This is a genomic window from Pseudooceanicola onchidii (assembly GCF_004959925.1).
Lineage (GTDB): Bacteria > Pseudomonadota > Alphaproteobacteria > Rhodobacterales > Rhodobacteraceae > Pseudooceanicola > Pseudooceanicola onchidii.
Genome location: NZ_SPUW01000002.1, coordinates 514,242 through 537,205 on the forward strand (window position 1 = coordinate 514,242; position 22,964 = coordinate 537,205).

At 66.3% G+C, this 22,964-nt stretch carries 26 protein-coding genes; 16 read left to right on the forward strand and 10 right to left on the reverse strand.

Translation table 11 applies throughout. The features are described from left to right. Positions 1-46 precede the first annotated feature (46 nt). The 8 genes from E4S58_RS10340 to E4S58_RS10375 all read left to right on the forward strand — a co-directional run bounded on the left by E4S58_RS10340 (position 47) and on the right by E4S58_RS10375 (position 6,627). Complete coding sequence (locus E4S58_RS10340; protein ID WP_136636331.1) at positions 47-640, forward strand: DUF1285 domain-containing protein; 594 nt, start codon at positions 47-49, stop codon at positions 638-640. A 73-nt stretch (positions 641-713) separates the two neighbouring features. Then, entirely contained in the window at positions 714-1,472 is a 759-nt protein-coding gene (locus E4S58_RS10345) for a hydroxypyruvate isomerase family protein (protein WP_136636332.1), read from the forward strand. 63 nt (positions 1,473-1,535) lie between these two features. Further along, positions 1,536-1,907 (forward strand): VOC family protein, encoded by a 372-nt coding sequence (locus tag E4S58_RS10350; protein ID WP_136636333.1) that lies wholly within the window; start codon positions 1,536-1,538, stop codon positions 1,905-1,907. A 13-nt stretch (positions 1,908-1,920) separates the two neighbouring features. After that, positions 1,921-2,628, forward strand: coding sequence for a helix-turn-helix transcriptional regulator (locus E4S58_RS10355; RefSeq protein WP_136636334.1), 708 nt, complete (start codon positions 1,921-1,923; stop codon positions 2,626-2,628). 111 nt (positions 2,629-2,739) lie between these two features. After that, positions 2,740-3,924 (forward strand): dual-specificity RNA methyltransferase RlmN, encoded by a 1,185-nt coding sequence (gene rlmN, locus E4S58_RS10360; protein WP_136636335.1) that lies wholly within the window; start codon positions 2,740-2,742, stop codon positions 3,922-3,924. Positions 3,925-3,989: 65 nt separating this feature from the next. Next, positions 3,990-4,961 carry an amidoligase family protein gene (locus E4S58_RS10365; protein ID WP_136636336.1) on the forward strand — a complete coding sequence of 324 codons (972 nt, stop codon included), beginning with the start codon at positions 3,990-3,992 and terminating at the stop codon, positions 4,959-4,961. Beyond that, positions 4,958-5,671: a gamma-glutamyl-gamma-aminobutyrate hydrolase family protein gene (locus E4S58_RS10370; protein WP_136636337.1), complete on the forward strand. Its 714-nt coding sequence runs from the start codon at positions 4,958-4,960 to the stop codon at positions 5,669-5,671. Before E4S58_RS10365 ends, E4S58_RS10370 begins: the two co-directional genes overlap by 4 nt. Before the next feature lie 53 nt (positions 5,672-5,724). Continuing rightward, positions 5,725-6,627, forward strand: a complete 903-nt coding sequence (locus E4S58_RS10375) for a cation diffusion facilitator family transporter (RefSeq protein WP_136636338.1) — start codon at positions 5,725-5,727, stop codon at positions 6,625-6,627. A gap of 22 nt (positions 6,628-6,649) precedes the next feature. Here the strand turns inward: E4S58_RS10375 and E4S58_RS10380 are convergent, their stop codons facing one another. Continuing rightward, positions 6,650-7,189 carry an invasion associated locus B family protein gene (locus tag E4S58_RS10380; RefSeq protein WP_136636339.1) on the reverse strand — a complete coding sequence of 180 codons (540 nt, stop codon included), beginning with the start codon at positions 7,187-7,189 and terminating at the stop codon, positions 6,650-6,652. A 154-nt stretch (positions 7,190-7,343) separates the two neighbouring features. On the opposite strand from E4S58_RS10380, the gene E4S58_RS10385 reads away from it, so the two are divergent. Further along, a complete protein-coding gene (locus tag E4S58_RS10385; RefSeq protein WP_136636340.1) occupies positions 7,344-8,324 on the forward strand; it encodes an asparaginase in 981 nt (326 codons plus the stop codon). Between the two features lie 42 nt (positions 8,325-8,366). Here E4S58_RS10385 and E4S58_RS10390 read toward each other — a convergent pair whose 3' ends face one another. The 7 genes from E4S58_RS10390 to E4S58_RS10420 all read right to left on the reverse strand — a co-directional run bounded on the left by E4S58_RS10390 (position 8,367) and on the right by E4S58_RS10420 (position 17,036). After that, complete coding sequence (locus E4S58_RS10390; RefSeq protein WP_136636341.1) at positions 8,367-9,680, reverse strand: M16 family metallopeptidase; 1,314 nt, start codon at positions 9,678-9,680, stop codon at positions 8,367-8,369. Beyond that, entirely contained in the window at positions 9,677-11,092 is a 1,416-nt protein-coding gene (locus E4S58_RS10395) for a M16 family metallopeptidase (RefSeq protein ID WP_136636342.1), read from the reverse strand. Before E4S58_RS10395 ends, E4S58_RS10390 begins: the two co-directional genes overlap by 4 nt. A gap of 116 nt (positions 11,093-11,208) precedes the next feature. Beyond that, complete coding sequence (locus E4S58_RS10400; protein ID WP_240789522.1) at positions 11,209-11,754, reverse strand: DUF3035 domain-containing protein; 546 nt, start codon at positions 11,752-11,754, stop codon at positions 11,209-11,211. A gap of 53 nt (positions 11,755-11,807) precedes the next feature. Continuing rightward, complete coding sequence (gene lspA / locus E4S58_RS10405) at positions 11,808-12,275, reverse strand: signal peptidase II (RefSeq protein ID WP_136636343.1); 468 nt, start codon at positions 12,273-12,275, stop codon at positions 11,808-11,810. A gap of 7 nt (positions 12,276-12,282) precedes the next feature. Beyond that, entirely contained in the window at positions 12,283-13,872 is a 1,590-nt protein-coding gene (gene purH / locus E4S58_RS10410) for a bifunctional phosphoribosylaminoimidazolecarboxamide formyltransferase/IMP cyclohydrolase (RefSeq protein WP_136636344.1), read from the reverse strand. A 37-nt stretch (positions 13,873-13,909) separates the two neighbouring features. Beyond that, positions 13,910-15,649 carry a heparinase II/III family protein gene (locus E4S58_RS10415; protein WP_136636345.1) on the reverse strand — a complete coding sequence of 580 codons (1,740 nt, stop codon included), beginning with the start codon at positions 15,647-15,649 and terminating at the stop codon, positions 13,910-13,912. Positions 15,650-15,770: 121 nt separating this feature from the next. Further along, positions 15,771-17,036, reverse strand: a complete 1,266-nt coding sequence (locus E4S58_RS10420; RefSeq protein ID WP_276605908.1) for an RsmB/NOP family class I SAM-dependent RNA methyltransferase — start codon at positions 17,034-17,036, stop codon at positions 15,771-15,773. A 310-nt stretch (positions 17,037-17,346) separates the two neighbouring features. Here E4S58_RS10420 and E4S58_RS10425 point away from each other — a divergent pair, with 310 nt between their 5' ends. Then, positions 17,347-17,529, forward strand: coding sequence for a DUF1674 domain-containing protein (locus E4S58_RS10425; protein WP_136636347.1), 183 nt, complete (start codon positions 17,347-17,349; stop codon positions 17,527-17,529). A 15-nt stretch (positions 17,530-17,544) separates the two neighbouring features. Here E4S58_RS10425 and E4S58_RS10430 read toward each other — a convergent pair whose 3' ends face one another. Then, positions 17,545-17,805 carry a dihydrodipicolinate reductase gene (locus E4S58_RS10430; RefSeq protein WP_240789523.1) on the reverse strand — a complete coding sequence of 87 codons (261 nt, stop codon included), beginning with the start codon at positions 17,803-17,805 and terminating at the stop codon, positions 17,545-17,547. A gap of 125 nt (positions 17,806-17,930) precedes the next feature. After that, positions 17,931-18,740, reverse strand: a complete 810-nt coding sequence (gene dapB, locus E4S58_RS10435) for a 4-hydroxy-tetrahydrodipicolinate reductase (protein WP_136636349.1) — start codon at positions 18,738-18,740, stop codon at positions 17,931-17,933. Positions 18,741-18,824: 84 nt separating this feature from the next. Here dapB and rbfA point away from each other — a divergent pair, with 84 nt between their 5' ends. The 6 genes from rbfA to rpsO all read left to right on the forward strand — a co-directional run bounded on the left by rbfA (position 18,825) and on the right by rpsO (position 22,925). Then, positions 18,825-19,220: a 30S ribosome-binding factor RbfA gene (gene rbfA, locus E4S58_RS10440; RefSeq protein ID WP_136636350.1), complete on the forward strand. Its 396-nt coding sequence runs from the start codon at positions 18,825-18,827 to the stop codon at positions 19,218-19,220. 4 nt (positions 19,221-19,224) lie between these two features. After that, positions 19,225-19,956, forward strand: coding sequence for a phosphodiester glycosidase family protein (locus tag E4S58_RS10445; RefSeq protein WP_136636351.1), 732 nt, complete (start codon positions 19,225-19,227; stop codon positions 19,954-19,956). Between the two features lie 49 nt (positions 19,957-20,005). Continuing rightward, complete coding sequence (gene truB, locus E4S58_RS10450) at positions 20,006-20,911, forward strand: tRNA pseudouridine(55) synthase TruB (RefSeq protein ID WP_136636352.1); 906 nt, start codon at positions 20,006-20,008, stop codon at positions 20,909-20,911. Continuing rightward, a complete protein-coding gene (locus tag E4S58_RS10455; RefSeq protein ID WP_205965376.1) occupies positions 20,908-21,456 on the forward strand; it encodes a DUF1643 domain-containing protein in 549 nt (182 codons plus the stop codon). The genes truB and E4S58_RS10455 overlap by 4 nt, the downstream gene beginning before the upstream one ends. Positions 21,457-21,530: 74 nt before the next feature. Next, the gene (locus E4S58_RS18095; protein ID WP_136636354.1) at positions 21,531-22,481 is read left to right on the forward strand and encodes a calcium-binding protein; all 951 of its coding nucleotides are present in this window, start codon (positions 21,531-21,533) and stop codon (positions 22,479-22,481) included. A gap of 174 nt (positions 22,482-22,655) precedes the next feature. Further along, on the forward strand, positions 22,656-22,925 hold the full coding sequence (gene rpsO / locus E4S58_RS10465; RefSeq protein ID WP_136636355.1) for a 30S ribosomal protein S15: 270 nt from the start codon (positions 22,656-22,658) through the stop codon (positions 22,923-22,925). Positions 22,926-22,964 lie beyond the last annotated feature (39 nt).

Genomic DNA, 22,964 nt, shown 5'->3' on the forward strand with positions numbered 1-22,964 from the left:
ATAGTCATTGGTGAGTGTATCGCGGCCATCGGGACATACAAAAGCAATGAGTTCACAAAATAGCGTGAAAGCGGGTGCAGACAGCATCGAAGCCTCTGCCAAGGCAGCCACCAAGGGGCGGGGCCTGCCGCCGGTTCATCTTTGGCACCCGGAGCATAGCGGCGAAATGGACATGCGGATCGCCCGCGACGGGACCTGGTATCACGAAGGCACAGTAATTCAGCGCCCCGAACTGGTGCGGCTGTTTTCCACCATCCTGCGGCGCGATGACGACGGCTATGTGCTGGTCACTCCGGTCGAAAAGTGGGGAATCACGGTCGAGGACGCCCCCTTTGTCGCCGTCGACGTCGAAGCCGAGGGCACGGGCGAGGCGCAGGTTCTGAGCTTTGTCACCAACGTCGGTGATGTGGCGGAGGCGGGGCCGGACCACCCGATCCGGGTCACCCGCGACGCCGAGACCGGAGAGCCGTCGCCCTACGTGCTGGTCCGTGACCGGCTTGAGGCACTGATCGATCGCAAGACCTTTTACCGACTCGTCGATCTGGGCGTGGCGCATCGGCACGAGGGCGAGGACTGGTTCGGGCTGTGGTCGGGGGGCGAATTCTTTCCGGTCCAGAAATCCGAAGACCTGCCGGACTGAGTTGCCAGACTGAGTTGACAGGCCCCTGTTCTCACGGAATTTTCGGTGTGAGGGTATGACAAGGGGGGCGGTCTTGCCGAAGGTCTGTGCCAATATCTCTTTCCTGTGGAAAGACCTGTCGGTGCCGAACCGTGTGCGCGCCGCCGCCGCGGCCGGTTTCGGCGCGGTCGAGATCCTGTTTCCCTATGACGATCCCATGCCCGAGGTTCAGTCGGCGCTTGCCCAGACAGGGCTGTCGCTGGCGCTGATCAACTGCCCGCCGCCGAACTACACCGGCGGTCGTCGCGGCTTTGCCGCCGTGCCTGAAGACCGCGACCGGTTCCGGCAGGATTTCCGCCGCGCGCTGCGCTATGCCAAGGCGCTGAAGGTCGAACACCTGCATGTCATGGCCGGGGTCGCCATGGGGCCCGAGGCCGAAGCGACCTTCATCGAGAACCTGAACTGGGCCTGCGACCATGCGCCGGGGCAGAGCATCTTGATCGAACCGATCAACGCCGAGGACATGCCGGGCTATTTCCTGTCCGATTTCGACGTGGCGGCCCGGGTGATCGATGCGGTCGGGGCCAGGACCCTGGGCCTGCAGTTCGACGCCTACCATGCGCATCGGATCACCGGTGATCTGGCGGGCACCTGGGCGGCGCACGGGGCGCGGGCACGGCATGTTCAGGTTGCCGATCACCCCGGGCGAAACGAACCGGGGACCGGCGAGATCGACCTGTCCGGCTTTTTCGACCAGCTGAAGGCCGACGGCTATGACGGGTGGATCAGTGGCGAATATGCCCCGAAGGCCGACCCGGAGGCCGGGCTTGACTGGATTCGCCAAACCTCCTGACAGAATGCTGTCAGGAGGAGTATGTCATACCCGAACCATCGCAACACTGATGGAGTGACCGACATGACCACCCGACCAACCGCCGTCTGGACCGAAATCCCCGTGACCGACCTTGATGACGCGATCAGCTTCTATTCCAAGGTCTTCGAGTGGCAGATGATGAAAGACGACAGCGGACCCAACCCGATGGCCAATTTCACCGCCGAGACCACGGGCGTCAGCGGGCATCTTTACCCCGGCAAGCCTGCGGCCCCCGGCACCGGCCCGACGATCCACCTGGCCGTGCCCGATACGCTTGCGGCGGCGTCGGACCGGCTGACGGCGGCAGGGGGGACGGTTGTCATGGGGCCGATCAGCATCCCGGTCGGCAGTTTCCTCTATTGCGAAGATCCCGACGGCAATTCGATCGGGCTGTTCGAACCCAAGGCCGCCTGATGGAGCCGGTGGCATGAGACGGGCCGATCGCCTTTTCCAGATCGTCCAGTACCTGCGCGGCGGTCGCCTGACCACCGCCGCGCAACTGGCCGAGAAGCTCGAGGTGTCCGAGCGCACGATCTATCGCGACATCGCCGACCTGATCGGGTCCGGCGTGCCGGTCGAAGGCGAGGCCGGCGTCGGATATGTCATGCGGGCCGGGTATGACCTGCCGCCGCTGATGTTCACGCAAGAGGAAATCGTCGCGCTGGTGGCGGGCGCGCGCCTGATCCGGGCCTGGGGCGGGATGGAAATGGCCTCGGCCGCCGAAGAGGCGCTGGTCAAGATCAACGCCGTGCTGCCCGATGCCGCCCGGGCGCAGTCGGACCGCGTTCAGATCCACGCGATGCACTTCGGCGAGATGTCCGAGGAGGTGCGCAAGCGGCTGGACCGGATCGAAGCGGCGATCAACGGGCGGGTCACGCTGCAGGTCGCCTATGCGGCCGAGGACGGCAGCCGAAGCCGACGCGACCTGCGCCCGCTTGGCCTCTTCTTCTGGGGCAAGGTCTGGACGCTGGTCGCCTGGTGCGAGCTGCGGGGTGATTTTCGGAACTTCCGCGTGGACCGCATGGCCGAGATGACCGAAGCCCATGTGTTCCGTGAAGACCGCGACAAGACCCTGCGCGCCTTCTACGACGAACAGACCCGGCGCGGGTACATGCGGCCGGACAACGCCCTGTGATCAAAGCGTGAGTGCCTTGTGATCACCCACGCCCCGGCCCTTGCCGGCAAGGGTGTAGCCACGCGCGCCTGAATCGCGTATAGCGCGGGCTTCGCCGCAGGAGCCCGACCCATGACTGACGCGCCGCAGAGCCCGATCACGCAGGACGTGATGACCATCCCCCGCAAGCTGCCCGAGGGGAAGCCGAACATCGTCGGCCTGACCCGTGACGCGCTGCGGCAGGCTCTGATCGACATGGGCACCGCCGAGAAGCAGGCGAAGATGCGGGTGAACCAGGTCTGGCAGTGGCTGTATCACTGGGGCGTGCGCGACTTTGCCGAGATGACGAACCTGGCCAAGGACTATCGTGCGAAACTGGCCGAGCACTTCGTGATCGAGGTGCCCGAGGTCGTGTCCAAGCAGGTCAGCGCGGACGGCACGCGCAAGTACCTTGTGCGGATCGCGGGCGGGCACGAGGTCGAGGTCGTCTATATTCCGGAAGAAGATCGCGGAACGCTGTGCATCTCGTCTCAGGTGGGGTGCACGCTGACCTGTTCCTTCTGCCACACCGGCACGCAGAAACTGGTGCGGAACCTGACCGCCGGGGAAATTGTCGGCCAGATCATGGTGGCGCGGGACGATCTGGGCGAATGGCCCGAACCGGGCGCGCCCAAGAACGAAACGCGGCTCTTGTCGAACATCGTGCTGATGGGCATGGGCGAACCGCTTTACAATTTCGACAACGTGCGCGACGCCATGAAGATCGCGATGGACGGCGAGGGGATTTCCCTGTCGCGCCGCCGGATCACGCTGTCGACCTCGGGCGTGGTGCCCGAAATCGCCAAGTGCGCCGAGGAAATCGGCTGCCTGCTGGCGGTGTCCTTCCACGCCACCACCGACGAGGTGCGCGACAAGCTGGTGCCGATCAACAAGCGCTGGAACATCGAGACGCTGCTGACCGCGCTGCGCGAATACCCGCGGCTGTCGAACTCGGAACGCATCACCTTTGAATACGTGATGCTGAAGGACGTGAACGACAGCGACGCGGATGCGCGGCGTCTGGTCAAGCTGATCGCGGGCATCCCGGCCAAGATCAACCTGATCCCCTTCAACGAATGGCCCGGCGCCCCCTACCAGCGGTCGGACTGGAGCCGGATCGAGAGCTTTGCCGACATCGTCTACAAGGCCGGCTACGCCTCGCCCATCCGCACGCCGCGGGGCGAAGACATCATGGCGGCCTGCGGTCAGCTGAAGTCGGCCACGGAACGCGCCCGCAAGTCGCGCCGTGAAATCGCGGCTGAGGCCGGGTTGGGCTGAGCGCAAGGCCCCTTCGGAACCATTCGCCGGTCTGACCGTTGGTCCCCCGATCCAAGAGGGGACCGATGGCAGAGACGTTTCAAGCACTTCCGCACGACACCGACATCAACGGCGATCCGCGCCTGACGGGGGTCGAGATCGAATTTTCCGGTCTCGATGCCGACCGCGTGGCGCAGATTGCGACCGACGCCCTGGGCGGGTCGGCGCAGCAGCAGGACGATCACGCCTGGCGCGTGTCCGACAGCCGCATCGGAAAGCTCGACATCTATCTCGACACGGCGTTGCGCCACAAGGACAGCTCTCCGATCAAGCGCATCGGGCTGGATATCGGCAAGGAGGTCATCCCGGTCGAAATCGTCACCGAACCGCTTGATCTGGACGGGCTCGCGGCGCTTGACGGGCTGCGCGACGACCTGCGCCAGGCCGGGGCCGAAGGGACGCGTGCAGGCTTGGCCTACGGCTTCGGCGTGCACCTGAACCCGGCGATCGCGCGGCGCGACGCTGCCGGGATCACCGCCCCCCTCATGGCCTACGCGCTTTGCGAGGCCTGGATGCGAGAAGCCCATCCGATCGACTTCAGCCGCCGTGTCCTGCCCTTCACCGACCCCTATCCGACCAAGCTGGTCTCGGCCCTCTGCGAGGCCGGGGTCGTGACGCCGGAGGCGGCGATGGAGATCTACCTCGAACATGCGCCAAGCCGGAACTACGGGCTCGACATGCTGCCGATCTTTGCCTGGCTGGACGAAGACCGGGTGCGCGATGCCCTGGGCGGCGGCAAGGCCGTGTCGGCACGCCCCGCTTTCCACTTCCGCTTGCCCGATTGCCGCATCGACGAGGCCGACTGGACCCTGCGGTCCGAATGGACTCGCTGGCGATTGGTCGAACAGGTCGCGGCTGACCAAGGTCTGCTGGCCCGATTGATGCGCGAATGGGACGACATGCATGGCGCGATCACCCTGCGCCGCACGCCCTGGGCCGAGCGCTGCGGTGAGATCCTGGCAGATGCCGGCGCGATTTCGGAAAGGACGGCGGCATGACCCGGCCCCTGATCGGCGTGACGACCTCTTCTCGGTCGGGCTGGCGGATCTTTCCGCTGGTTGCGGCGAACATCTGGCTGGCCGGAGGCCGCGCCGTAAGATGGGGCGCCGGTCGGCCTGCGGATGTGGCGGCGATCGACGGCATCATCATCGGCGGCGGCGACGATATCTCGCCGGATCTCTATGGCGGAGAGATCGTCGCATCGGCCCGGCTGGATCCGGCGCGCGACGCGCTGGAACGGCGTCTGGTCGGAGAGGCGATGGATCAGGGCAAGCCGGTTCTGGGGATCTGTCGCGGGTCACAGATGCTGAACGTCGCGCTTGGCGGCACCCTCGATCAGGATGCCTATGCGACCTTCACCGGCAGCCGGTTCTACAAGACCATCCTGCCGCGCAAATCCGTGCGGGTCCTGCCGGGCACTCGCCTGATGGATATCGCGGGGCCCGAGGTCATGAAGGTCAATGCCCTGCACACGCAGGCGGTCGCCCGGCTGGGTGACGGGTTGCGGGTGGCAGCGCGCGATCAGGGCCAGATGATCCAGGCGATCGAACGTTTCAGCGACCCGTTTGCACTTGGCGTGCAATGGCATCCCGAACACCTGATCTATGCGCATCGCCAAAGGGCCATTTTCCGCGCCTTGGTTGCGGCGGCCGCGGCCGGGCGGCGGCGCGAGAACCAGATCGAGGCCGCGGAACGCGCGGCTGCGTGAACTGCGACGAATAATCCGTTGCCGCGGCTTGGGAAAAGGGATTGCATGACCTCATGCCGCACGATCACCACCACCATCACCACATCCCCGCCGATGGCAGCGACCGCAACCTGTGGGCCGCCATAGGCGTGAACCTGTTTCTGTCCGTGGCGCAGGTGGTTGCGGGCCTTTTCTCAGGTAGCCTCGCCCTGATCGCCGATGCGGTGCACAACCTGTCGGATGCCGTGTCGCTGATCGTGGCACTGGTGGCGCGGCGGATCGCCCGAAGGCCTGCGGACGCCGCGATGACCTTTGGATATGGCCGGGCCGAGGTGGTGGCGGCGCTGATCAATTACACCACGCTGATCGTCCTGTCGGTCTGGCTGGCGGCCGAGGGGGTGATGCGGCTGATCACCCCGCAACCGGTCGAGGGGTGGACCGTGGTGATCGTCGCGGGCATCGCACTGGTGGTCGATGCGGTGACGGCGTTGCTGACACTGCGGATGGCGAAGGACAGCGTGAACATCCGCGCGGCCTTCCTGCACAATATCGCGGATGCGCTTGGATCGGTGGCAGTGATCGTCGCCGGAACGCTGATCCTGCTGTACGACTGGCGGCTGATCGACCCGATCGTGACCCTGGGCATTTCCGCCTACATCCTGTGGCATGCCGCGTCCGAGATCATGCCGGTGGTCCGCATCCTGATGATGGGCAGCCCGGATGCGCCCCACGCGGACGAGGTGCTGGACGCCATGCGCGGCCTGCCGGGCGTCCGGGACGTGCATCACCTGCACATCTGGCGGATGCAGGAACACGAGGTTGCGCTTGAGGCGCACGTGGTGTCCGACCAGCCCGGCGATGGCCTGCGCCAGACGTTGAAAACGCTCCTGTCGGAGCGCTTTCATATTCATCATTCGGTGATCGAACTTGAGCCCGTCGAGGCCGCCTGCGAGGGCGTGCCCGTCATCGGGCACTGACCCCCGAAAGGGCCCACGAGACTTACTTGCAGCGGCTCTGTGCTTCGCCCACGGCAGCGGTGAAGCCCGAAAGCGAGAAGGTGTCCTTCGTGGTGGTGCCGCGCGACGACCGGGCGGTCAGGATCGCGTTGGCGCCGGCCTTCATGGCGGCGACGATCTTGGCGTCTTCGCCCTTGTTCTCGGGCCAGGCCCATTCGCCTTGGGTGATCAGTTCGAATTCAGTGCCGTCGACGTTCAGGTTGACCGTCGATCCGGGGGCGAAGGGATAGCCGCCGGTGAAGGTCACCTGCGCATCCACGCCCGCGCCGGGGCGGTAGAAGGTCATCAACAGCATCTGCGACCGGGTCACGGTCACGACGCGGCCGTCCTTGGTGTTCACGGTTTCCTTGGGCGCCGCGACGGCCCAGCATTCCTTCGGGTCCGCCTCTTCGTAGACCGCCCAGTCACCCTTTTCGCTAACGATGTTTTCGCTGACCTGCTGTGCGGATGCGACACCAGCGCTCATGGTGATCGTTCCGATCACGGCAGCCGTGGTCAGACCCAGCACTTTACGGGAAATCATTAATCCAGCCTCCAAGCCGTCCTTGCCTCTATCCTGCTCTTCCGCCTTACTGGCTGTCTGTCAGAGCTCGATGTAAATCGACAGTGCTACAATAGTCCAAAATGTGCCAATGACGAAAGAGCGATTGGCCGTAATTTGCAAGGAAGGCGGGAAGATGTCGAGTGCAGTTGAACTGGCGCAGGTCTGGCGGGGGGATCTTCTGGAAAGCATCCACATGGGTCATGCGGTGATCTGTAACGGGGACGGCGAGGTGGTCGATGCCTGGGGCGATCCGGCGCTGGTGATGTACCCGCGGTCGTCGTGCAAGATGATCCAGGCGCTGCCCCTGGTGGAAAGCGGGATCGCGCTGAGCGAGAGCCAGCTGGCCCTTGCCTGCGCGTCGCACAATGGCGCGGGCGTGCACGTCGACATGGTCGGGTCCTGGCTGGGTGAGCTGGGGCTGGCCGAGCACGACATGCGGTGCGGATCGCACATGCCCAAGGACGAGCCCGAGCATCACCGGCTGATCCGGGCGGGGGAAGAGCCCTGCCAGCTGCACAACAACTGTTCCGGCAAGCATGCGGGGTTCCTGGCGCTGAACCAACATCTGGGCGGCGGGTCGGAATACGTCGACCCTGATCATCCGGTGCAAGTCGCCGTGCGTGCCGCGTTCGAAGACATGACCGGCGAAGACAGCCCCGGCTATGGCATCGACGGGTGTTCGGCGCCGAACTTCGCGACCTCCCTGACCGGGCTGGCGCGGGCCATGGGATTCTTTGCCTCGGCGCACCGGCGCAGCGGCGCGCGGGCCGAGGCCGCCACCCGGCTGACGCGCGCCATGGCGACGCATCCGCTGCTGGTCGCGGGCGAGGGGCGGGCCTGTACGGAGCTGATGCGTGCCATGGGCGGGCGCGTGGCGATCAAGACTGGGGCCGAGGCGGTCTTTGTCGCGATCCTGCCCGAGCAGGAGCTGGGCATTGCGCTGAAGGTCGTCGACGGCGGCACGCGCGGGGCGGAATGCGCCATCGCGGCGCTGCTGATCCGGGCGGGGGTGCTGGATGCGGGCCATCCGGCGGTCGCCAAGTTCTGGAACGCGCCAATGACCAATTGCCGCGGCAAGGAGGTCGGGTTCGTCCGGCCCGGTTCGTTCGCCTGAGAGCGGGCCTGCCCCTTCCGTTCGGGCGGGGCAGGCGCAGGCCTAGTTCGTGCTGGTCAGCCCCTCGGGCTTGCCGACCACCACGAACCGCAGGTCATCCGGCTTGAGGTAGCGTTTCGCCACGTCGTTCACCTGCTCCAGCGTCACGGCGTTCACCCGGTCGTTGCGGGTTTCGGCATAGTCGATCGGCATGTCCTGGATCTGCATCCCGGTGATGATGTTGGCGATCGGCCCGTTGCCGTCGAAGCGCAGGGGATAGGCGCCGGTCAGGTATTTCTTGGCGGCGGTCAGCTCCTCTTCCGTCACGCCGTTTTCGGCGATGTCGGACCACTGGGTGCGGATGACGTCGATCGCCTCGGCGACGCGGTCGTTGGCCGATTGCACCTGCCCCATCCAGAGGTCGGCGTGGTCCTTGTCGACGAGGAAACTGTAGACCCCGTAGGTCAGCCCGCGCTTTTCACGCACCTCGGTCATCAGGCGGCTTTCAAAGCCGCCGCCGCCGAGGATGGTGTTCAACAGGTAGGCGGCAAAGAAGTCCTCGCTGGTGCGCTTGATGCCGGTGTGGCCGAACAGCGCCACCGACTGTGGGGTATCGTAGTCGACGACCGTGACGCCCCCGGTCAGCGCCGGGGCGATGTCATCGGGCATGGGCGCGCCGGTTTCGGGCAGATCGCCCAGCAGGTCGTCCAGCAGGGTCGCCAGATCCTCGGGCGTGATGTCCCCGACGGCACCGATGTAGATGCGGTCGCGGGTCATCGTGTCGGCGTGCGCGTTCAGGATATCGTCGCGGGTCAGGCCCGCCACGCTGTCCAGCGTGCCGTTGCCGTCCGACCCATAGGGATGATCGCCAAAGGCCTGCGTTTCGAATTCGCGGCCCGCCATGTCGTTGGGGTCCTTTTCGTCGGACCGGATGATCGAAACCACCTGCCCCCGCACCCGGTCGATGGCGTCCTGATCGAAACGCGGGTCGATCAGCGACTCGCGCAGCAGGGCCACGGCCTTGTCGCGGTTTTCGGTCAGGAACCGGGCCGAGACGGTCAGGGTGTCGTCGCTGACGTCATAGTCGAAGTCGGCGGCCAGCATTTCCTTGGCGCGGGTGAAGGCCAGCGCGTCCATCTCTCCGGCGCCTTCCTCGAGCGTGGCGGTCATCAGGTTGATGGCGCCGCGCTTGCCCTCGCGATCCAGAGAGGTGCCGCCCTTGAACCAGATTTCAAGCGCGGTGAAGGGGATGGAATGTTCCTCGACCAGCCAGGCGGTCAGGCCGCCGGGGGTCTTGACCTCCTGGATCTCGACCTCGGCCCGCAGGGGCACGGCGGTGACCAGCGTGAGGATCAGGGGAAGGACGAAACGGATCATTGGCTCACCTCCTCGGCGGCGGGCTGCGGGGCGGCGTCGGCGTCAGCGGGGGCGCTGGCGTCCGTCGGACGGGCCGGGCCGGTCAGATGGCCGGTGACGGCGCGGTTGCGGTCAAAGAGATCCCGGGCGGCGACCAGGATGTCGTCTTCGGTCACGGCCTGCAGCAGGTCGGGCCATTCCTGGATGTCCTTGATGGTCAGCCCCTGCGTCAGGCCAGATCCATAGCGGCGCGCCAGGCTTTGCACGTTGTCGCGTTCATAGACCTGACCGGCGCGGATCTGCATCTTGATGCGGTCCAGCTTGGCCGCGTCGACGCCATCCTTCAGGAACTGGGCCAGCACGTCGTCCAGGGCCGCTTCGGCCTCGTCCAGGCTGACGCCTTCGGCGGGCACGATGTAGAGCCCGAAGGTCGTGTCATCCAGCGACTGCCCCCGGTAATAGGCCGAGGTGTAAAGCGCCTTCTTCTGATCGAAGACCAGCTGTTCGTTCAGATACCCGGTCTGGCCGCCGCCCAGCACCTCAGACAGCATGACCAGCGCGGCGGCGGTCTTCTGATCGCCGGTGTCGCGTTCGGGGGCCAGGTAGCTTCGGGTGACATAGGGCTGCGCGACGCGCGGGTCTTCGTAGGACAGGCGGCGTTCGGCGGTCTGGCGTGGTTCGGCGGGCCGGTCGCGCGGCTGAAGGTCCGGGTTGGGCGGGATCGGTTCGTAGTACTGCTTGGCCAGCGTCCGCACCTCGTCGGGGGTCACGTCACCCGCCACCACGAGGATGGCGTTGTTGGGGGCGTAGAACTGTTCGTAATAAGCGAGGGCATCCTGCAGGCTCAGCTCCTCCATCTCGTGCCGCCAGCCGATGATGGGGACACCGTAGCGGTGGTTGAGGTACTGCGCGGCATTGGCCTGTTCATTGAACAGCGCCTGAGGAGAGTTTTCGGTCCGCTGGTTGCGTTCCTCGATGATCACCTGGCGTTCGGTCAGGATGTCATCCTCGGTCAGGCGGAGGTTGCGCATCCGGTCGGATTCCATCGACATCATGAGACCGAGGCGGTCCGCCGCGACGCGCTGAAAGTAGGCGGTGTAGTCAAAGCTGGTAAAGGCGTTGTCGGTGCCGCCATTTTCGGCAACCGTCTTGGAGAGTTCGCCGGAGTCCAGCGTGTCAGTTGCCTTGAACAACAGGTGTTCCAGGAAATGCGCGACACCGGAGACACCGGGCGTTTCATCTGCTGAACCGGCCTTGTACCAGACCATGTGGACCACGACCGGGGCGCGGTGATCTTCGATCACGACGACCTGCATGCCGTTGTCGAGCGTGAAGTCGGTGACCAGGTCATCCGAGGCCGTGGCCAGGGTTGCGGACAGGAAGGTCAGGGCGGCGGTCCATCTGGCCAGCCGCGCCAGGGGCGACAGGGGCATCCGGTGTCCTTTCATTGGGGCGTCGGTGTCTTGGCGCTCAAGATAGGCGAAAGGCCCGGGTGCGCAACTCGGGCCTTCTCAGATGACAGGAGTTTGAGCGTCGCGTGACGCGGCCGTCAGTTCTCGGGCGGGGAACTGGGGGTCGGCGCACCGGCGCGACGCCAAAGTTCCTGTGTTTCGCGGCGATCCAGCGTCTGCTTGTCGTAGGCGCGGTAATATTCGTCGCTGCCGAAGATCCGCAGGCGGCTGGCCAGCCAGCGGCGATAGCGGAAGTTTTCGTCGGTTTCGGCCAGGTCGGCGCGGATGTTCGGGTCGATGCCCCGGCGGGCCGCTGCCGTCACCAGTGCGCCATCGGCTGCGCCCACGCCGCGATCCTCGACCGCTTCGCGACGGCCACCAAGGGCAGCCACGGCGTCGGCCTTGGGGGTCATGTCGGTGCGGTTCGCGCCACCCGGGGTCGGCTGGGGCAGTTCGACAAAGCTTGGCGGTGTTTCCAGCGGGCGCGTCGGCAGCACGGTGAATTCATCCGGGCCGTTCGAGGTGTTGCGCACCTTGTGCAGCGCGAACTCCTTGTCGGGATCAGGACTAAGCCCCCCGCAGGCGGACAGCGCCGTGCAGGTCAGAAGGATCAGCGGCAACGCGAAGCGTCCGGTCGCTGGCATGGTCGTCTCCCTAGTCGTCTGGCCGCAAGTCTTAACCCATCTGGCCAAAGAGGTCACGCGCCTTTCTCGGCCGGAAGCAGGATCAGGCCGGCAGCCCCGACGAAGATCGCGATATCGGCGACGTTGAAGGCAAATGGGTTGTCGATACCGCAGCACGACATGTTCAGGAAATCCGCCACGGCGCCATAAATGATCCGGTCGATCACGTTGCCAAGCGCGCCGCCGACCAGGACGCCTGCGGCGATCAGCCCGATGTGGCGCGGACGTTCCCGGTGCACCCAGAACAGGACCGCACCGCAGATCGCCAGGGCAAGCGCGATCAGGAACCAGCGCGCGGCGCCCGATCCGTCAGAAAAGAGGCCGAAGTTGATCCCGGTGTTCCAGGCCATGCGCAGCGTGAGAAGGGGCGGCGCGACCTCGATCACGCCGCGATTGACCAGGTCGAGCATGTGGACAACCACGTACTTCGACAGCTGATCGATCAGGAAGGTCCAGAACCCGGCCCAGAAAACGGTCTTCATGCGAGGGTCAGTGCCGGAAGTGGCGCATGCCGGTCAGCACCATGGCAAGGCCCGCTTCGTCCGCGGCTTCGATCACCTCGTTGTCGCGCATCGACCCGCCGGGCTGGATCACCGCCGTTGCCCCTGCGTTCGCCGCAGCCAGAAGGCCGTCGGCAAAGGGGAAGAAGGCGTCCGAGGCCACCACGGACCCCTTGGCCGGGGTTTCGGAGAGGCCGATTTCCTCGGCCATGCGCGCGGCCTTGAGCGCGGCGATGGTGGAGCTGTCGACGCGGCTCATCTGGCCCGCACCGACGCCGACGGTCGCGCCGTCCTTGACGTAGACGATGGCGTTGGACTTGACGTGCTTGGCGACGGTCCAGGCGAAGAGCAGGTCGGCCATCTCTTTTTCGGACGGCTTGCGCTTGGTCACGACCTTCAGGTCGTCCATGTCGATGCGGCCGTTGTCCTTGTCCTGCACCAGCAGGCCGCCCGCGACCTGGCGGTAGGACAGGATCGCGGTCTTCGGGTCGGCAAGGCCATCGGTGGTCAGCAGGCGCAGGTTCTTCTTCTTGGCAAAGATCTCTTTGGCGCGGTCGTCGGCGCCGGGGGCGATCACGACCTCGGTGAAGATCTGCGCGATCTCTTCGGCGGTGTCGCCGTCCAGCGGCTGGTTCAGCGCGATGATGCCGCCGAAGGCCGAGGTTCGGTCGCAGTCGAAGGCCCGCAGGTAGGCGTCGCGCAGCGATTCACCCCGGGCCACGCCGCAGGGGTTGGCGTGCTTGATGATCGCGCAGGCCGGACCGTTCGAGGGCAGGAATTCCGACACCAGTTCGAAGGCCGCGTCGGTGTCGTTGATGTTGTTGTAGGACAGTTCCTTGCCCTGGTGTTGCTGTGCGGTCGACACGCCCGGGCGGACCGACCCGTCGGTGTAGAAGGCGGCGGACTGGTGCGGGTTCTCGCCATAGCGCAGCGACTGCGCCAGCGTGCCGGCAAAGACGCGGCGGCGCGGGGTCTCTTCGCCGATTGCGCTGGCCATCCAGGTGGACACGGCCGCGTCATAGGCGCCGGTGCGGGCATAGGCGATCTGGGCGTGCCGCTTGCGGAAGTTCAGGCTGGTCTGGCCGTCGTTGGCCTTCAGCTCGTCGACCAGGACGCCATAGTCCTCGACATCCACGATGGTGGTGACAAAGGCGTGGTTCTTGGCCGCGGCGCGGATCATCGCGGGGCCGCCGATGTCGATGTTCTCGATGCAGGTGTCATAGTCGGCACCTTTGGCAACGGTTTCCTCGAAGGGGTAGAGGTTGACGATCAGCAGGTCGATCGCCTCGATTCCGTGGTCGTTCATCGCTGCGACGTGGCCGTCGTTGTCGCGCAGGGCCAGCAGGCCGCCGTGCACCTTGGGGTGCAGCGTCTTGACCCGGCCGTCCATCATTTCCGGGAAACCGGTGACATCGGCCACGTCCGTGACGGTCAGGCCCGCGTCACGCAGCATGCCCGCGCTGCCGCCCGTGGACAGCAGGTCGATGCCCATCCCGGCCAGCTCTTTGGCCAGGTCGATCAACCCGGTCTTGTCGGAAACGGAAATCAGCGCGCGGCGGACGGGGTGAAGGTCGGTCATGGCGGTGGCAGGTCCCTTATCGGCAGAGAATCGGCAGTCAGAGCGCCCCGTCCATCCCGTCCCGGTTGAGATCGCGGATCGATATCGGCGTGTCCTGCGCCTTGGACAGCGACCAGCGGATGCGGGTTGCAGGGTCCTGCGCCGTTGACGCCAGCACGATCTGGGTGGTCGCACGCGGCTTGAGGCGGTTCTTCTCCAGAAAGACGGAAGGTTCAAGGCGCAATTCGCCGCTGCCATCATGCCGGAAGACCCAAAGTTCCCCGGATTTGAGCGCCAGCGACACCGCGACGCCCCCCATATCCAGCTGCGCCTCGACATCGGGATGCAGGTGGAAACGGATCGCGAGGGGAAAGCCTTCGCCGTCGCGGTTGTGGATCGCCTGTTCGAAAAACTGCCGTTCGCGCAGCTCCATCGCGACCAGCAGGTCTTCGCCCGCCAGCGCGCGCCCGTCGGCCGTCAGTTCAAGCGTGCGGGCATGGGTCAGCCCGTAGGATCGCAGGTACCCGTCGTGGCCGCCCTGAAACCGCATGCCGTCGGGCGCGTGGGTCATGCGCACCGGAACATGGGTGGGGCCGTCGACCAGCGGGCTGCGGGCGTCGCGGCTGCCGTTGGGCAAACGGGCCGAGGATGCGTTGTTGAGGCACAGGGTCGAATGGCTGGGCGTGGCGCGGCCCGCGCGGCGCCAGTCCGGCCCGAAGACTGCGCCCGATCCGCAGTTGACGACCAGTGGGCGACGGCCCGAGGTGAGTTCGAAGGCCAGCGTCGACGCATGGGCGTTGAAGGCATCGCGCCCGGTCGGCGGGGCGGCGGCATCAAGGATCACGCTGGTGCGTCCGGCCGACAGGCGGGCATAGCCCATGGCCAGCCCGTCCGCGTGACGGCGCTTGATCCCCGAGGTCGCCAGCGCCGTGTCCAGCCGCCCTTCGACGCCGCGCCCTCCGCCGTGAAACCGGGCCAGGCAGCCGTCGGCATGGCGCAGGGCCCGCAGGGTTGGGGCGATGCGTTCGATGGCGCCCTGCAGCGCCTCGCCTGGGGTATGGCCCGCGTCCGACTTCGCGGCGGCCACCCAGGTCAGCAGCGTGAACACCTCAAGCAGGTCTTCGGGGTTGCGGGTCGCCACGCCGCCCTGCGCGTCGATGTCATCACGGCACAGCTGTTCCAGTGCGGTCACCGCCGGATCCAGCAGGCGCGATATCCCCCTGAGCGACAGGGCCGCGTGGATGAGACCGCAGAGCGCCTCGAACCGCGCGAGGCCCGGGGGCGCACTGCGCCAGCGTTTCTCAAGGAACCGGGTCTGGTGGCCGAGGGATTTGAAGAAGGCCGCCTTCGCCTCGTCCGATTGGCCCTGCAGGAGGAAGACCGCGTGGTTGATCCAGCGGATGATGCGCCGTCCGGTCAGCGCAGGCGTCCAGCCCGGGCCGCGCCCGGGACCGTAGAGGTCGATCCATTCCCACACCCAGGCCTGCGCGCGCTGGCGCGTCGGGATATCGCCCACGGCGGCCATGTCATCAAGCCAGGTGAACCCGTGGATTTCTTCCTGGAAGGCAGGATCGGGGAAGGGCAGGGCCCAGATGTCGGCGCCCGAATCCTCGACAAGGTGTCCCGCGAACAGGAAATTGCCGGCAACGAGCTGACGGCCCCTCGCAAAGCTGCCGATGGTGCGGGGTTCGGGCGGGCTGACGAATCCTTCCGGGGCAGGGGTCCAGCGCGTCAGGCGCGCGTGGACCCTGTCCAGCAACCGAGGCCCGGAGCCTTCGGGGATCGTGCGTTTCGTCATCCTGCCTGTCTTTGCGTCGCTTCTCTGGCGTCGGGTCCAACTTAACGGGCGGCGCGCGCGGCGTCACCGAAAAAGCCGGGTCTCGGCGGACAGAGCGGCGATTGGGCGACCGGCAGAGGGGTCAGCCCTTGCGCAGCACCGCGCAATAGAAGCCGTCCATCCCGCCCTCGTCGGCCCAGAAATCCGGGCGCAAGCGCAGCCCGCCTTCTTCTGTCACCCAGTCGGGCGACAGGCCGGGGCGGTCGGTCGCGCTGCGGTCGACGCTCAGGCCCGGGTGGCGGGCCAGGGCTTCGTCGACCTGCACCTCGCCCTCGTCGGGAATCAGCGAACAGGTGCAGAAGACCAGCCGCCCGCCGGGTTTCAGCAGGCTGATGGCGTGGTCGATCATCTGCGCCTGCAGGTCGATCAGGTCCGAAATCGCGCTGCCGTCGTTGGCGTATGGCAAGTCGGGATGGCGGCGAATGGTGCCCGTCGCGGAACAGGGCGCGTCCAGCAGGATCGCGTCCCAGCCGGTTTCGCGGAATTCCAGCGCATCGGCGGTCACCGTGCGCGCGTCGAGCCCGGTCCGCTTGAGGTTCTCGGCCACCCGTTCGATCCGTGCGTTCGAGATATCCAGCGCGGTGACCCGTGCGCCCGCGGCGGCCAGTTGCAGCGTCTTGCCGCCGGGGGCGGCGCAGAGGTCGAGGATCTTTTCGCTTTTCTGCGGATCCAGCATTTGCACCGGGATCGCGGCGGCGACGTCCTGCACCCACCACTGACCTTCCGCAAAGCCGGGCAGGGCGGATACCTGCACGTTGCCGGTGATCCGCAGGCTGCCGGTCGGCAGCCTGGTCGCGGGCAGTGCCTCGGCCAGCTGGTCGGCGGTGGCCGGGTCTTTCAAAGTCAGGTCGATCGGCGCGCCCTTGGCGTGTGCCGTTTCGCAGGCGGCGATCGTGTCTTCGCCCCAGGCCATGATCAGCGGGTCGCGCAGCCATTCGGGCAGCTTGGAGGGCGGCAGGGTCGACAGATCAACCGGCGCTTCGGCGACGCGACGCAGGACGGCGTTGGCCATCCCCTTGGCGCGGTTGTGGCGGGGCATGGCGGCGATCTGCGTAACGGCGGTGTTCACCACGCCGTGGGCGGCTTCGCCGATGCAAAGTTCGTAGGCCGCGATGCGCATGACGTTCAGCACGGCATCGGGCGGTGTATGGGCGACATGCGGCAGCAGCAGGCTGTCGATCGGACCAAGATAGCGCATGGTCTCCGTTGCAAGCCGCTGCGCGCGGGCGCGGTCGCCGGGCTCCATCCGGGTCAGCGGGCCGGTGCGGCCGGTCAGATCGGCCAGCGTGCGGCCTTCGACCATCACACCGTTCAGCAGGATCAGCGCGGCGCGGCGCGGATCGGGGATGCGGCGGGGCTGGTTGTCGTCGCGCGGCTTGACGTTGCCCTTGCCCGAGGGGCGCGAACCGGGCTTGCCGCCGGGGCGTCCGCCGGGTTTGCCAAAGGGCTTGCCCCCCGGTTTGCCGCCGTGGTTTCCACCGGGCTTGCCGCCCGCACGATCACCGGGTTTGCCGCCGGGACGAGAGGGACGGCTGTCGCCGCCACGGTTGGCGGGGCGACGGTTGGACGGTCTGTCAGATGGGGGTTTCAACGCGCGCTCCTTGCCCGGGGTCAAGCCGGGCGTATATCATGGGGGCGATCAGAAGGAACCAGAATCTATGACCGACGCCAGCCCCCGCCCCGATCTGCCCGCCGCCGCGCAGCGCGCGCTTGCCGAAGCAGAGGAGCGGCGCCGTCAGGCGAAGGCCGACGATCTTCCCACTGAACTGGGTGGTCGCGACGGGCCGGAACCTGTGCGCTTCGGCGATTGGGAGAAGAAGGGAATCGCCGTCGATTTCTGAATTAAAGGGTGCGGCCTAGTCGAGCCGCAGGTCGGCGTAATCGCCCGTGCCCTGATCCGACTGGAACCGCAGGCTGGACCCGATCAGGTTCACCGTCTGGCAGTTGTAGGGCAGCGGTTCATCGCCCCACTGCATCGACCGGCAGAAATAAGGCGCCTTCCACGTCCATTCGCCGGTGACGTCCTTGCCGAAGGCGCGGCCGATGATCTGGCCGTCGCCGGACACGTTCAGCCGGATGCCAAGCCGCGTGAGGGACCGCCCTTCGATCAGTGACACGAACTGGGCCCGGTCGGTGACGGGCTGCTTGTCCCCCGCATGGGCGGGAGACGTCAGGGAAAGGGCAAGAAGGGGCAATATCCGGCGCATGGTACCATTACGCGCGAACAAGCCTTTCGGTTCACTTAAAGTCCCAAAACATCCGTCATGGCATATTCACCGGGCGCCTTGCCCTGTGCCCAGAGCGCGGCCTTGAGCGCGCCCTTGGCGAAAAGTGACCGGTCGTCGGCGACATGGCGCAGGGTGATGCGTTCGCCGGGGCCGGCAAAGATCACGTCGTGTTCGCCGACGATGCCGCCGCCGCGGATGGCGGAAAAGCCGATGTCGCCGCGCTTGCGGGCGCCGGTGATGCCGTCGCGGCCCCGGTCGGATACCGCGTCCAGATCCACGCCGCGCCCGTCGGCGGCGGCCTGACCCAGCATCAGCGCGGTGCCCGAAGGCGCGTCGACCTTGCGGTTGTGATGCGCTTCGACCACCTCGATATCGAAATCGGCGTCCAATGCTGCGGCGACCTGTTTCACCAGCACGGTCAGCAGGTTGACGCCAAGCGACATGTTCCCGGCGCGCACGATGACGGTCTTCTTCGCGCTTTCGGCGATGGCGGCCAGGTCCTCGGGGGCGAAGCCGGTGGTGCCGATGATATGCGCCGCGCCAGCTTCAGCTGCCGCCTTGGCGAAGGCCACGGTGGCCGAGGGTGCGGTGAAATCCAGAACCGCCTGCGCGCCCGCAAAGGCCTGCGCCGGGTCGTCGCGGACGATCACGCCGATATCCGCGCCGCCAAGGCAGGCACCCAGGTCCCTGCCCACCCAGTCGTGCCCGGGCCGTTCGACGGCGCCGGCGATCCGGGCGGCGTCGCTTTGGCGCACGGTTTCGATCAGCATCCGGCCCATGCGCCCCGAGGCGCCTGTCACCACGATCCCGGGCAGGTCAGTCATATCGTTCGCTCCGTTCCATTCACGCCTTGCTTATCGCCCCGCGTCCCGCTTGGCAAAGGGGCCGGATCGGTCTAGATGCGGGGGATGAGCAGAAACATCCATCACGACGGGCCCGGGCCGTCCCAAAGACAGCTTCGCGTCGGCGAAACCATCCGGCGTGCCCTGTCCGAAGTTCTGCAGCGGGGCGATATCCACGACCCCGACCTCAACCGCCTGTCGATCACCGTGGGCGAGGTCCGGACCTCGCCGGATCTCAAGGTCGCGACGGCCTATGTTCTGCCGCTTGGCGGGCAGGGTCAGGACGAGGCCGTGAGCCTGCTGGCCCGCAACAAGGGTGAACTGCGCCGGATGATCGGCAAGAAGCTGGGGCTGAAGTATACGCCCGACCTGCGCTTCCGGCTGGACGACACCTTTGACCGCATGGACGAAACGCGCCGCCTGTTCAATCAGGACGACGTGCGCCGGGACGTCGAGGAATAACGCCTTGCGCGTGCTCGCGGCCCTCGTGCTGGCCCTCTGGGCGTCGCCTGCCTTTGCGGTCGACTGCCGGGACGAGACGGTCGGAGAGATCCCCTATACGATCTGCGAGGTCGCGGCGGACGAAGACATCCGCCTGTTCCTGACAGACCCCGGCGGCGCGCCCTACGGCACGTTCGAGGCAGTCGATGCGCGGCTGGGCGACAGCGGTCGGCTGGTCTTTGCGATGAACGCGGGCATGTACCACGAGGATCGCAGCCCCGTCGGGCACTACCGCGAGGGTGGTGAAGAGGTGCGGGGGCTCATCACCTCGGCCGGGCCGGGCAACTTCGGGATGTTGCCGAACGGGGTTTTCTGCATTGGCGCCGACCGTCTGCGGGTGATCGAAAGCCTGGCCTACGAGGCGCTGGATGCGGCCGACTGCCCGTCGGCCACGCAGTCCGGGCCGATGCTGGTGATCGACGGCAAGCTGCACCCGCGTTTCCTGCCCGACAGCACCTCGCGCTATATCCGCAACGGGGTCGGCGTCAGCGAGGATGGCAGCCGCGCCTTTTTCGTCATGTCGCAACTGCCGGTCACCTTCCATCAGTTCGCCAGCCTCTTCCGGGATCGGCTGAAGACACCGCAGGCGCTGTATTTCGATGGCAATGTCTCGCGGCTCTATGCGCCGCAGCTGGATCGCAATGACCTCGGGTTCCGGATGGGGCCGATCGTGGGCGTGGTCGAGGCGGCGGATTGACCCGCCGGGCGTGACGGGCTAGGCCCGCCCGCCATAAACGGAGAATGACATGGCACGTACACGCAAGGGGCGCGACGTATCTGGCTGGCTGGTGGTCGACAAGCCGGCGGGCATCACCTCGAACGCGGTGGTGAACAAGGTGAAGTGGGCCTTCAATGCGAAGAAGGCCGGGCACGCGGGTACGCTCGACCCCGAGGCGACGGGCGTTCTGGCCGTGGCACTTGGCGAGGCGACCAAGACCGTGCCATTCGTCACCGATGCACTGAAGGCCTATGAGTTCACCGTACGGCTGGGGCAGGCGACCAATACCGACGATGCCGAAGGCGAGGTGATCGCGGAAAGCGACCTGCGCCCGACCGATGACGAGATCAAGGAAGCGCTGTCGCCCTTCATCGGGGAAATCATGCAGGTGCCGCCGCAGTTTTCCGCCGTGAAGATCGACGGTCAGCGCGCCTACAAGCTGGCCCGCGAGGGCGAGGATCTGGATCTGGCCGCGCGCCCGCTCTGGGTCGAAAGCCTGATCCTGACCGACCGGCCCGACGCCGATCACGTCGTGCTGGAACTGGTCTGCGGCAAGGGCGGGTACGTCCGGTCCGTCGCGCGCGATCTGGGCGAGGCGCTTGGTTGCAAGGGCCATGTGCTGCGACTGCGGCGCGTCTGGTCCGGTCCGTTCAACGCCGCCGAAGGGGCCAGCATGGACCGGATCGAGGAATTGGCCCGCAGCGAAGAGATTGATGAGCTGCTTCTGCCGATGGAGCTTGCGCTCGACTGCATGGAAGAGGTCACGGCGACCGACGAGGGCGCGGTGCGCCTGCGCAATGGCAACCCCGGCATGGTGATTGCCCGCGACGTCGAATATGGCGAGGAATGCTGGGCCAGCCACGACGGCAAGCCGCTGGCCGTCGGCATCTTCAAGGCCGGAGAGTTGCACCCGAACCGGGTCTTCAACCTGTGATCACCCGGCATTTCCGGAAAGGCGACGCGGACTCCTCTGCGACCTATTCGGAGTGCGAGGCCTATCGCTATGCGCTGACCCGCGTCTGGGACGACACCGGGCGGCGCGTCTTGTTCCTGATGCTGAACCCGTCGAAGGCGACCGAGGTCGCCAACGACCCGACGGTCGAACGCTGCGAGCGCCGCGCCCGGGCGCTTGGCTTCGGGGGGATGCGGGTCGTCAACATCTTTGCCTTCCGCGCCACCGACCCGCGCGATCTGAAGGCCGCTGCCGATCCCTGCGGGCCTGACAACGATCTGGCGATTCGCGAGGGCGTCGACTGGGCGGACGAGGTGATTGCCGCCTGGGGGGCCCATGGCGCGCATCTGGGACGCGGTGCGGCGGTCGCGGCCCTGCTGGCAGCGGGTGGATCTGCGCCGGTTCATCTGGGGCTGTCCAAGGCCGGGCACCCCCGTCATCCGCTGTATATCGCCTATTCCCAAAGGCCTGAGCCGTGGTCGCCTGACGACATCGCCCGGCTGGTTGGTGGCGCTGGTAATCCCTGATTTACCACGTGATCCGATAGGTTTTGATCGGGTGCGGCGGGTGGCGTATCCCTGGAACATCTGGGGAACATGCCATGCTGATGCTTGCTGGAATGATGGGGCTGATGCTGGTGGGCGCGACTGCGTTCATCGGCATCGAAGAGCCTGACGACCTGTCGGAGGACGTGGAGGATCCCGAGGATCTGCTGCGCGGTGCCTCTGTCATGGATGGCGACATCCTGACCGGCACACCCCTTGCCGAACTGCTGGTCGGCACGGATGAGGGTGATCAGATCGGGTCCTATTCCGGCGACGACACCGTCGAAGGCGGCGCTGGCACCGATGTGATGCTGGGTGGCGAGGGGATCGACCTGCTGCTGGGCGAATCCGGCGACGACACGATCCTGGGCGGCGACGCGGACGACCAACTTGTCGGCGGGTCTGGCGATGATCGCCTGTTCGGCATGATGGGCCACGATCTTCTGGCAGGCGGCATCGGCGCGGATGTGGCCCACGGGGGGGCTGGCGACGACCGGCTGAACGGCGGATCGGGGGACGATGCGCTGCACGGCGGGCTGGGCAACGACGTGCTGGTCGGCGACGCGGGGGCCGACACGCTGATGGGCGGGTCGGGCGACGACTGGCTGACGGGGTTTGCTGCGGATCTGTCCGGTGCGGGCGACTCCGGAGAACTGGATTTCCTGAATGGCGGTCCGGGGGCCGACACCCTTGTCGGTGACGCGGGCGATGTCCTGACCCTTGGGGCCGGGGCGGATACGGCGGTTCTGGCAGCCGGGACCGAGGAGGGGGCGGACGCAGCCTCGATCCTCGATTTCCTGACCGGGGAGGATCAACTGGTTCTTCTGTACCCCGATGGCGCGGACGGAAATCACGAGATCGACATCGTGCGGGACCAGACCGGCACCCGCGTGACGATGGATGGCACCGTGGTCGCCCTACTGCCAGCGGGGACGGAGATCGGGCTGGACGACATCGCTCTCTTGCCGGAAAGCGCGGCGGGCCCGTACCTGTATCCGCCAACATGACGTCTTTGGCGGGCTATGCGTGCACGGCGCATTAACAAGAATCAGCTTTATTTTCTGCACGGCATGACATATGTGGCCCAGGTTGCCGTCGGAAATCCCGGCGGCTGACGTTTTTCGGACCTTGCTGGACGACATCCCGGCTTGTGCCCGCCACCCTTTGAATAGGAGAGACCGATGTCGATCACTGTTGAAGAAAAACAGCGCCTGATGAAGGAATACGCAACCAAAGAAGGCGACACCGGATCGCCCGAAGTTCAGGTTGCCATCCTGTCCTCGCGTATCGCCACGCTGACCGAGCACTTCAAAGAGCACAAGAAAGACAACCACGGTCGCCGTGGTCTGCTCAAGATGGTTGCTCAGCGTCGTAAGCTGCTGGACTACCTGAAGGCAAAAGAAGAAGCGCGCTACACCGACCTGATCAAGCGTCTGGGCCTGCGCCGCTAAGGCTATCCCTGGGCTTCGGCCCTCGGCACATTGCGAAAC

What these genes read in the sequence shown, in the direction of transcription:
- E4S58_RS10340 (WP_136636331.1), top strand. Translation starts at nt 47, where the DNA reads ATGAGTTCACAAAATAGCGTGAAAGCGGGTGCAGACAGCATCGAAGCC.
- E4S58_RS10350 (WP_136636333.1), top strand. Translation starts at nt 1,536, where the DNA reads ATGACCACCCGACCAACCGCCGTCTGGACCGAAATCCCCGTGACCGAC.
- E4S58_RS10355 (WP_136636334.1), top strand. Translation starts at nt 1,921, where the DNA reads ATGAGACGGGCCGATCGCCTTTTCCAGATCGTCCAGTACCTGCGCGGC.
- rlmN (WP_136636335.1), top strand. Translation starts at nt 2,740, where the DNA reads ATGACTGACGCGCCGCAGAGCCCGATCACGCAGGACGTGATGACCATC.
- E4S58_RS10365 (WP_136636336.1), top strand. Translation starts at nt 3,990, where the DNA reads ATGGCAGAGACGTTTCAAGCACTTCCGCACGACACCGACATCAACGGC.
- E4S58_RS10370 (WP_136636337.1), top strand. Translation starts at nt 4,958, where the DNA reads ATGACCCGGCCCCTGATCGGCGTGACGACCTCTTCTCGGTCGGGCTGG.
- E4S58_RS10375 (WP_136636338.1), top strand. Translation starts at nt 5,725, where the DNA reads ATGCCGCACGATCACCACCACCATCACCACATCCCCGCCGATGGCAGC.
- E4S58_RS10380 (WP_136636339.1), bottom strand. Translation starts at nt 7,189, where the DNA reads ATGATTTCCCGTAAAGTGCTGGGTCTGACCACGGCTGCCGTGATCGGA.
- E4S58_RS10385 (WP_136636340.1), top strand. Translation starts at nt 7,344, where the DNA reads ATGTCGAGTGCAGTTGAACTGGCGCAGGTCTGGCGGGGGGATCTTCTG.
- E4S58_RS10390 (WP_136636341.1), bottom strand. Translation starts at nt 9,680, where the DNA reads ATGATCCGTTTCGTCCTTCCCCTGATCCTCACGCTGGTCACCGCCGTG.
- E4S58_RS10395 (WP_136636342.1), bottom strand. Translation starts at nt 11,092, where the DNA reads ATGCCCCTGTCGCCCCTGGCGCGGCTGGCCAGATGGACCGCCGCCCTG.
- E4S58_RS10400 (WP_240789522.1), bottom strand. Translation starts at nt 11,754, where the DNA reads ATGCCAGCGACCGGACGCTTCGCGTTGCCGCTGATCCTTCTGACCTGC.
- lspA (WP_136636343.1), bottom strand. Translation starts at nt 12,275, where the DNA reads ATGAAGACCGTTTTCTGGGCCGGGTTCTGGACCTTCCTGATCGATCAG.
- purH (WP_136636344.1), bottom strand. Translation starts at nt 13,872, where the DNA reads ATGACCGACCTTCACCCCGTCCGCCGCGCGCTGATTTCCGTTTCCGAC.
- E4S58_RS10415 (WP_136636345.1), bottom strand. Translation starts at nt 15,649, where the DNA reads ATGACGAAACGCACGATCCCCGAAGGCTCCGGGCCTCGGTTGCTGGAC.
- E4S58_RS10425 (WP_136636347.1), top strand. Translation starts at nt 17,347, where the DNA reads ATGACCGACGCCAGCCCCCGCCCCGATCTGCCCGCCGCCGCGCAGCGC.
- dapB (WP_136636349.1), bottom strand. Translation starts at nt 18,740, where the DNA reads ATGACTGACCTGCCCGGGATCGTGGTGACAGGCGCCTCGGGGCGCATG.
- rbfA (WP_136636350.1), top strand. Translation starts at nt 18,825, where the DNA reads ATGAGCAGAAACATCCATCACGACGGGCCCGGGCCGTCCCAAAGACAG.
- truB (WP_136636352.1), top strand. Translation starts at nt 20,006, where the DNA reads ATGGCACGTACACGCAAGGGGCGCGACGTATCTGGCTGGCTGGTGGTC.
- E4S58_RS18095 (WP_136636354.1), top strand. Translation starts at nt 21,531, where the DNA reads ATGCTGATGCTTGCTGGAATGATGGGGCTGATGCTGGTGGGCGCGACT.
- rpsO (WP_136636355.1), top strand. Translation starts at nt 22,656, where the DNA reads ATGTCGATCACTGTTGAAGAAAAACAGCGCCTGATGAAGGAATACGCA.